The organism is Pseudomonas sp. NPDC088368 (genome assembly GCF_044753445.1).
Classification (GTDB): Bacteria; Pseudomonadota; Gammaproteobacteria; order Pseudomonadales; family Pseudomonadaceae; genus Aquipseudomonas; species Aquipseudomonas bambusae.
In genome coordinates this window covers 504,739-514,192 of the sequence record NZ_JBIVNG010000005.1, presented here as the reverse complement: position 1 = coordinate 514,192, position 9,454 = coordinate 504,739, and the positions used below count along the sequence as shown (strand labels likewise).

Below are 9,454 nucleotides of genomic sequence, written 5' to 3'. Positions count from 1 at the left end.
GCCCGCGTCGCATTTTCCCTGATGCAGAACGAAGACGAATATGACGCAGGAAAGAGGGCTAAAAAGCATTGCCTTCAACCATAGAATCTCCCACGGCCTCCGGCCAGAATCAAAAGCATACATGCGCCACCGCCCGGCTTCTGCCGAAGGCGTGGGAGTTGGCTTGCCCACGGCCTCCGGCCAGAATCAAAAGCATACATGCGCCACCGCCCGGCTTCTGCCGAAGGCGTGGGAGTTGGCTTGCCTACGACCTTCGGCCAGAATCAAAAGCAGACGTACGCCACCGCCCGGCTTCTGCCGAAGGCGTGGGAGTTGGCTTGCCTACGATCTGGCGTGAAGCGGCAGCAAATCCTGTGCACGCGGTGTGTCAGGTGCAATGAGGTCGTCAGGTTTCACTGCCGCTTCGCGCCAGATCGCAGGCAAGCCAGCTCCTACGGCCTTCGGCCAGAATCAAAAGCCAGATTGCGCCATGTGCCAGCTCCAACAAGATGTGCTAATTCAAGCACGAGATGGCAGGATCGCCCTCTCCCTCCTGCTTCAGATTGGTGCATAACCGCCGATAACCTTGCGTCTACAAAATAATGCTCAAGGAATCGTCATGTATCGCTGGACCGCCCAACGGCTTGGAAATATCAGTGTCAGTCGCAAGCTCGGGATCGGGTTCGGGCTGGTTTTGCTGTTGACGCTGGTCATCACCGCAACGGGCTGGTCGGGCGTGAGGTCGTTGATTGATCGCGGCGACAAGCTCGCGATGATCTCCCAGATCAACGAATATTCCCTGGCGCTGCGCATTGCACGCATGAACTACGAAACCCAGGCCAACCCGGATACGGCGAAGGCCGTCATGACCGCGCTGGACCATCTCGACGCGGAGCTCAAGGCGGCTCACGGCAAGCTCGTGGTCGGGAGCGACCTGAAGCTGCTGGACGCTCAGACCCAGGCCGCCACTGACTACCGTCGCGCATTTGAGGACATGGCCAAAGCCATTCAAGCCCGTGAAGCCAGCCGCGTGAATCTGGGCGCCGCCGCTGACGCCGCCGTGGACGAGGTCAACAAGATCGAAGAAGCGTTGATCCAGCACGACAACATTCTGCAATTCAACAGCGCCGTGGGCGTGAGCAAGTTGATTCAGCAGGCACGTTTTCAAGTACGCGGCTACACCTTCAGCGGTAATCCGGATTTCGAAAAAAGCGCTACAGCCGCCATCGAAGAAGCCATCGTTGGCGTGAACACCCTGGCGGGCGACGTTTCGTCCCAATACATCCCGCAGCTGCAACGGGCGAATCTGGCCCTCAAAAGTTACGGCGCTGCCGTCGCACAATACCGCGACGCCCAACTGGTGAGCCGTCAGGCGCTGCAGAAGATGGAGGGGGTCGGTCAGCAGTTGCTCGACCTGAGTGACAAATTGACCACCTCACAAAATACCAAGCGAGACGCCGACAGTGCGCAGGCGCAATCGATGCTGAGTCTGGCGACCGCGCTGGCTCTGTTTTTCGGGGTCCTTGCGGCGTGGGCCATTACTCGCCAGATTACCCTGCCGTTGAAACACACGCTCGTCGCGGTAGACCGCGTCGCGTCCGGCGACTTGACCCATAACCTGAGCGTCGATCGCCGTGACGAACTGGGTCAGCTGCAAGGCGGCATTCAGCGCATGACGGTGAACCTGCGCGAGCTGATCGGCGGCATCAGCGACGGTGTCACGCAAATCGCCAGTGCCGCTGAGCAGCTGTCCGCCGTGACCGAGCAGACCAGCGCCGGGGTTAACAATCAGAAAGTCGAGACGGACCAGGTCGCTACGGCGATGCACCAGATGGCGGCCACGGTGCAAGAAGTCGCACGTAACGCCGAGGAGGCCTCAGAAGCCGCTGTGGCGGCCGATCAGCAGGCCCGTGAGGGCGACAAGGTCGTGAGCGAGGCCATCGCTCACATCGAGCGTCTGGCCACCGAAGTGGGTCATTCCACCGAGGCCATGAGTGAACTCAAGCGCGAAAGCGACAAAATTGGCAGCGTGCTGGACGTGATCAAGTCGGTCGCGCAGCAGACCAATTTGCTGGCGCTGAACGCGGCCATCGAAGCGGCCCGTGCCGGTGAGGCCGGCCGTGGCTTCGCCGTGGTGGCCGATGAAGTGCGCAGCCTGGCCCAGCGCACGCAGAAATCCACCGAAGAGATTGAAGACCTGATCGCGGGCTTGCAGAACGGCACGCAACAGGTGGCGACAATCATGGACAACAGCCGTGAACTGACGACCAGCAGCGTGGAACTGACCCGCCGGGCAGGCGGCTCGCTGGAAAGCATTACCCGAACCGTGTCCGCGATTCAGGCCATGAACCAGCAGATTGCGGCCGCCGCCGAGCAGCAAAGCGCAACGGCCGAAGAGATCAACCGCAGTGTGCTGAATGTGCGGGATGTGTCGGAACAGACCTCAGCGGCCAGTGAAGAAACCGCGGCATCCAGCGTGGAACTGGCGCGTTTGGGCACGCATCTGCAGGGGCTGGTCGGACGGTTCAGGGTTTGACAGAGCAGCTTTCCGCCGCTGAAACCCGTGGGAGCGAATTCATTCTGGGCGGCAATCCGACGATGCGGTGGTACATCCGATGCATCTCCATCGGCTGTACGATTTTTCGCGAATGAATTCGCTCCTAGGGGGGCACGGGGAGCCGTCGAAATCCGGGCATAACTGAATACCTGTGACCTGGTTCACCCCACGCTTCGCCTCGGAAACGTCCTACACCCCCTTCAGGTCACGCTCCCGCCCCGCCTGCCGATGCGCGTTTATCGCCCATCCGCAGGAGACGCACCATGTCCCATGGAATCAACGGGGCGCTGGCCAATACCAGCGTCAAACTCAAACTGGCACTGGGCTTCGGCCTGGTATTGCTGCTGACGCTGGTCATCACCCTCACGGGCTGGCACGGCCTCGACGCCATGATCGAGCGCTCAGAGTCGCTGACCTCCATCGCCCAGCTCAACGCCCTGACCAAAGACCTGCGTGCCGAACGCATCACGTTCCGGATGGAAAACACGCCGGAGAGTGCCAGCCTGGTCGCCACCCGGATCAATGAAATCGAAGCGCACCTTGGAACGCTCCGGCGTGACGAGGAAGACGCGGACGTGCTTCAAATGCTCAATAAACAAAGCGAGACCGTCCGAGCGCTGGAACAGGCTTTCGGCGACTTGAGCCAATTGCTGCAAACCCGCGATACATCTCGGGGACTCATGAAAGAGCTTTCGGACAACGTGATCAGCGCGGTCGATCAAGTCGAGGCTGACGTATTGAAGGCTGTCAGCGAGGAGCAGGATAACAAAGAAAAACTCGACGAATTCACCAATATCCTGCAACTGCGGCGGCACATTCAGACAGCTCGCTACGAGGTTCAGGCTTACGTTTACAGCGGTAAGGATGCCTTTGAAACCGGGGCGATCAAAGCCATTGAAAAGGCGGTTGAGGAGGTGGATCAGATCATGGCCAGCCCCTCCGACACCAACGCAAGTATTTTGACGGCAGCCCGCAAAGCACTGGAGAACTACCGCGAACAGCTGAATACGCTGAAAGTGGCTCAGACCAAAGCTGAGGCCGCTCAAGAGTCGATGGAAGCCATGGGCGACGTGTTGCTTGCGTCCACCGCCGAGATTACCGCGCTGCAAAGCCAGCGACGGGACAGCGATGCCGACCGGTCGCGCAACACCCTGATCGGCGTGGCACTGCTGGCTATCGTGCTGGGGCTGTTGGCCGCCTGGCTGATCACCCGGCAGATCATTCTGCCACTGCACCAGACCCTCGCAGCCGCCAAGCGGATTGCCAGCGGCGACCTAAGTGTTGACCTCGACGTGCAACGCCATGACGAAATGGGCAGTCTGCAACAAAGCATGCAGGACATGACCCTGCGGCTGCGGGCGCTGATTTCGGGTATTAGTGACGGTATCGCCCAGATTGCCAGCGCGGCCACTCAGCTGTCGGCGGTGACCGAGCAGACCAGCGCCGGGGTCAACGATCAGAAACGCGAAACGGATCAGGTGGCCACCGCCATGAATCAGATGACCGCCACCGTCATGGAAGTCGCACGCAACGCCGAAGAGGCGAGCGAGGCGGCGGTGCAGGCCGACCAGCAGGCACGAGAAGGTGATCAGGTGGTGGCGGACGCCATTGGCCAGATCGAACGGCTGGCGGTCGAGGTCGCCAATTCCACTGATGCCATGGGCAAGCTCAAGCTGGAAAGCGACAAGATCGGCGGCGTGCTGGACGTGATCAAGTCGGTGTCACAGCAGACGAACTTGCTTGCGCTGAATGCCGCCATCGAAGCGGCCCGGGCGGGGGAAGCGGGCCGGGGGTTTGCCGTTGTCGCCGATGAAGTGCGCAGCCTGGCCTTGCGCACGCAGCAGTCCACCGAAGAAATCGAACTGTTGATTGCGGCCTTGCAGAGCGGCACACAACAGGTGGTGAGCACGCTGGATGCCAGCCGCACATTGACGGATCGCAGCGTCGAGTTGAGCCGGCGGGCAGGTGCGGCGCTGGAGCACATCACCCGCACGGTCTCGACGATCCAGACCATGAACCAGCAGATCGCGACGGCAGGCGAAGAACAAAGCGTCGTCGCCGAGCAGATCAACCGGAGCGTGCTGACCGTGCGGGATGTGTCCGAACAGACGGCAGCAGCCAGCGAAGAAACCGCCGCTTCAAGCCTGGAACTGGCGCGGCTCGGGACGCATCTGCAAGAGATGGTCGGGAAGTTTCGGGTGAGCTGAACGCGCGGCTCTCTATGGCGTTTTCGCTCCTACAGTGTGAATGGGTGATCGCCCCCTCCCAAACAAAAACGCCGCCGAAGATCACTCTCCGGCGGCGTTTTTTTTTGCAGCGGTTACGTCAATCAGGCATTGGCGAGCGACGGCACGTTCAGGTGTGTCGCAGGCTGCAAGGGCAGCAAGGGGGCGTGAGGATCGGCTTTCACCGACGCTCGCCACGCTTCTAGCCACGCTTCGTTGCCTTCCGCCCAGACCGCCTCATGCAGACGCGCCAGCGCAACAGGATCGCTCAGCAATTGCAGGCGTTCGTTGTTGTTCAAGTGCTCCGGGCCGCCTTTGATGGCGTGGCGCACGCGTTCGACGCGCATCCACTCGATCGGCTCGGCGTGACGGTGACGTGAGGTTGCCAGTGCACAGGCCAGAGCGTTCTGCTGTGGATCGACCACGGCACGAACAAAGCCATCGTTCAGTGCATGCCAACGGTTCTCGTGGGTGTACTGATCAGTCGACACCAGCTCCTGCGGCGGCGTGTGCTCTTCCGGGATCAGGAACAGGCTTTCATCCTTCGCTTTCAGGCCCAGGTTGGTACGGCTGGAAATCACCGACACAGGGATCGACAGCATCAACGAGCCGACAATCGGCACCAGCCACCACAGGAAACTTGGGTTGAGCCAAGCCACCAGCAGCGCCCAGCCGAAGCCGAGCAATGTCTGCGGTCCGTGACGCTTGACCGCTTCGCTCCACGGCGTTGAGTCATCATCACGTTGCGGCGAGTTCCAGGTCGCGGCCCAGCCGAGGAACGCGGCCAGTACGAAACGGGTGTGGAAAATCATCCGTACCGGCGCCAGCAGCATGGAGAACAGCATCTCCAGAAGCATCGACATCGTGACCTTGATCCGACCGCCGTAGCCCGTCGCGCCCTTGGCCCAGATCAGGATGACGCTGAGCAGTTTTGGCAGGAACAGCAAGACAACAGTGGTCGAGAACAGCGCGACGGCTTTTTCCGGGTGCCACTGTGGCCACAACGGATAGAGCTGACGCGGCTCCAGGAAATAGGTCGGTTCCATCAGTGTGTTGACTGCCAGCAGCGCCGTCGACAACACCAGGAACAGGAACCACAACGGCGCCGAAAGATAGGACATCACGCCCGTCAGGAACACCGCACGGTGCACCGGGTGCATGCCTTTCACCAGGAACAGGCGGAAGTTCATCAGGTTCCCGTGGCACCAGCGACGGTCACGCTTGAGTTCGTCCAGCAGGTTCGGCGGCAGTTCTTCGTAGCTGCCCGGCAGGTCATAGGCAATCCACACGCCCCAGCCGGCACGGCGCATCAGCGCAGCTTCAACGAAGTCGTGAGACAGAATTGCACCGGCAAACGCGCCTTTGCCGGGCAACGGCGCCAACGCGCAGTGCTCGATGAACGGCTTCATGCGAATGATCGCGTTGTGACCCCAATAGTGGGATTCACCCAGCTGCCAGAAGTGCAAACCGGCAGTGAACAGCGGGCCATACACACGGGTGGCGAATTGCTGCATGCGGGCATACAGCGTGTCCATGCCCGAGGCACGTGGCGCGGTCTGGATGATACCGGCGTCCGGGGTCGCTTCCATCAAGCGCACCAGGCTGGTCAGGCACTCGCCGCTCATCACGGAGTCAGCGTCGAGCACAACCATGTAACGGTAGTCACCGCCCCAGCGACGGCAGAAATCGTCGAGGTTGCCGCTTTTGCGTTTTACACGACGGCGACGACGGCGGTAGAAGATCCGGCCAAAACCGCTGGTCTCGCGGCACACGTCCAGCCACGCCTGCTGCTCGGCAACGGCGATGTCGGTTTCGTTGGTGTCGCTGAGGACGAAAAAGTCGAAGCGATCCAGATCGCCTGTCGCGGCAACGGACTCGAAAGTGGCACGCAGACCGGCGAATACGCGAGGCACGTCTTCGTTACAGATCGGCATGACCAACGCAGTACGCGCACCGGCTTCAATCGGCTCATTGCCAGCGCTCGCGCCAGAGATACGGTATTTGTCACGCCCGGTCAGCAGTTCGAGGAAGCCCATCAAGGCGGTCCAGAAACCGGCAGAAACCCAGCAGAACAGAATCCCGAACATCAGCAAAATGGTGGTCTGCAGCGCGTATGGCATCACTTGAACGGCGGTTTGCCACAGGGTCTGACGGCTGATTTCGTCGAACGAGACCAGCGACCAGCCTTGGTACGGCAGGATGCCCTTCATGTAGAAGCCAGCCACGATGGTCTGGCCGAGCATGAGGATCAGCAGAATGTAGCGACGGATCGAACCGACCGTGCGCCACCGGGACTTGGGCAAGTCGCGTGGCAGATCGTCCTTGGCCGGCTTGGGCGGGTTGGTTTTCCCGGTCAGACGACGCCAACCACGGTGCAGGATGTTGGTCCGCCATGGCTCCGGGACGACTTTTGTGCGGCGGATCGGCGGCGTCGCTTTCAGGCAAACGCGACCGCTGGCGTCGACCGTCAGCATTTCTGCTTCGTGCAACTCGTCAGCGGTGGTCAGGGTCAGGCGACGGCCCACCGAAGCCTGAGCGGCCTCGGCGGAGTCGGTGACGGTCTGCGCCGAAAGGCGTTCATGCAGCTCAGCGAACGAGGTGCAGCTGGCCAGTTCGGCCCGCTGCTCGTCGCTCATTGGCAGGTGTGCGAGGTACTCGGATAGAGACTCAGGCACGGCTTGTGAATTACTCATCGGCTGGCAACTGGTAGCTCCAGGTCTCGGTCAGAATCTGTTGATTCATGGCCGGGCCCTGCTGGGTGGATGCAGCCTGTACCGCTGGCTGCGTGGTGTCTTTATTACCTTTGTTCGCCTTGGCAGCATCGCCCAGGGCGGCTTCAGGCTTCGACGCTTCGTCGGACTTGGCTTCGGCAACCTTGGCAGCGTCAGCTGGCTTGGTGGCATCGGCCTTCGCGTCTTTCGCAGCAGCGTCTTTGCCATCGGCTTTCGCGTCGGCCTTGGCCACTTTGGCGTCTTTCGCATCACCGGCTTTCACAGCGTCGGTTTTGACGATTTCGGCTTTTTCGTCTTTAGGCGCGGCAGCGGCTACCGCCGGTTTGGCGTCCGCTTTTTTCTCAGGCTTCTTGTCTGCTTTGTCAGCAGTGATCAGCGCAGGTTCCTTACCAGGTTCGACCGGGGTCTCGCGCAGCAGGTAAGCGCGCAGTTCCACGTTCTTGTTGGTGTCCTTGACCTTCAGGCGCAGCGTCAGGCGCCAGCCCTTGGTGACCGGGTTGTAACGCAGGTTGTTTTCGACCAGCTCGGTGTTGTCGTCAGTGGTGACCTGGCTGCGGATCGCCGGGTCTTCACCCAGCTTGGCCAGGGTTGGGCCGACGAAATCGACCAAGTAGGCAACGCTGCCATCCGGCTGGCGGATCAGGTTGGACTGCTTCACGTCACCGGTGGAACGCAGGGTCTGCTTGACCCAGCCCAGATCCGGCGAGTGAATGGAATCTTCATCCATGGTCCAGTGCAGACGGTAGTTGAAGTCGATTGGCTGACCCGGCTCAGGTTGGGTTTCAGGCTTCCAGAACGCAACGATGTTGTCGTTGGTTTCATCGGCAGTCGGAATCTCGACCAGATCGACAGTACCCTTGCCCCAGTCGCCTTTTGGCTCGATCCAGGCACTTGGGCGTTTGTCGTAGCGGTCGTCCAGGTCTTCGTAGTGGCTGAAGTTACGGCCACGTTGCAGCAAACCGAAGCCGCGCGGGTTTTCAACCGAGAAGCTGCTGACAGCCAGATGTTTCGGGTTGTTCAGCGGACGCCAGATCCACTCGCCATTGGCAGCCTGAATCGACAGACCGCTGGAGTCGTGCAGCTCGCGACGGTAGTTGAGGACTTTCGACGGCTGGTTGGCGCCGAACAGGTACATGCTGGTCAGCGGCGCAACGCCCAACTTGCCGACCTTCTCACGCAGGTACATGCGCGACTGCACGTCGACCAGGGTGTTGGTGCCCGGGCGCAGGGTCAGTTTGTAGGCACCCGTGGCGCGTGGGGAGTCCAGCAGCGCGAAGATCACCAGATGGTTGTCATCTGGGTTCGGCTTTTCGATCCAGAATTCGGTGAAACGCGGGAATTCTTCACCCGACGACATCGCGGTGTCGATGGCCATGCCACGGGCGGACAAGCCGTAAACCTGACCTTTGCCGATGACGCGGAAGTAGCTCGCGCCCAGCATGGTCATGATTTCGTCTTGCTTGTCGTCCTTGTTGATCGGGTACGTCACGCGGAAACCGGCGTAGCCGAGGTTTTCGGTGGACTTGGGATCGAACTTGACGTCACCGAAGCTGAAACGGCTCGGATCGTATTTGATCTCGTTGACCGTCGTGGCGGTGACCTCGTTGATCTTCACCGGGGTGTCGAAGTGCATGCCCTGGTGATAGAACGAGATTTTGAACGGCGTCTTGTCAGCGGCCCATTCGGCCTTGTCCTGCAAGAAGCGGATCTTCTGGTAGTCGGCAAACTTCATGTCGCGGAATTCCGCTGGAAGGTTGCTTTTGGGGGCTACGAATTTCTGTCCGGCCAGTTCTTTGGCCTTTGTCGCCACGTCGTCAATATCGAACGCCCAAAGTTGGCTGGCGCCGAAAAGACAAAACAAAGCCGACCCGGCCAACAAGGCGCTGCGCAGGCGCTTGCCAGGGGTCTTTGGTGCATTACATGGACTAACAATCACGAGCAACCCTCGCCGAAAACAGATG

4 protein-coding genes and 1 pseudogene are annotated in these 9,454 nt (G+C 60.5%); 3 read left to right on the top strand and 2 right to left on the bottom strand.

Translation table 11 applies throughout. The features are described 5' to 3' along the window. Positions 1–598: 598 nt before the first annotated feature. From ACIQAL_RS14025 to ACIQAL_RS14015, 3 genes and pseudogenes are all read left to right on the top strand, one after another. Positions 599–2,515: a methyl-accepting chemotaxis protein gene (locus tag ACIQAL_RS14025; protein ID WP_401146203.1), complete on the top strand. Its 1,917-nt coding sequence runs from the start codon at positions 599–601 to the stop codon at positions 2,513–2,515. A gap of 284 nt (positions 2,516–2,799) precedes the next feature. Next, positions 2,800–3,885 (top strand): annotated as a pseudogene (locus ACIQAL_RS14020) (methyl-accepting chemotaxis protein); the annotation flags it as partial. Continuing rightward, positions 3,868–4,743, top strand: coding sequence for a methyl-accepting chemotaxis protein (locus tag ACIQAL_RS14015; protein ID WP_401146242.1), 876 nt, complete (start codon positions 3,868–3,870; stop codon positions 4,741–4,743). The pseudogene ACIQAL_RS14020 and the gene ACIQAL_RS14015, both read left to right, overlap by 18 nt. Positions 4,744–4,865: 122 nt before the next feature. Here the strand turns inward: ACIQAL_RS14015 and mdoH are convergent, their stop codons facing one another. Both mdoH and ACIQAL_RS14005 read right to left on the bottom strand, forming a co-directional pair. Then, on the bottom strand, positions 4,866–7,454 hold the full coding sequence (mdoH, locus tag ACIQAL_RS14010) for a glucans biosynthesis glucosyltransferase MdoH (RefSeq protein ID WP_166598144.1): 2,589 nt from the start codon (positions 7,452–7,454) through the stop codon (positions 4,866–4,868). Further along, on the bottom strand, positions 7,447–9,435 hold the full coding sequence (locus tag ACIQAL_RS14005; RefSeq protein ID WP_401146199.1) for a glucan biosynthesis protein G: 1,989 nt from the start codon (positions 9,433–9,435) through the stop codon (positions 7,447–7,449). Before ACIQAL_RS14005 ends, mdoH begins: the two co-directional genes overlap by 8 nt. Positions 9,436–9,454 lie beyond the last annotated feature (19 nt).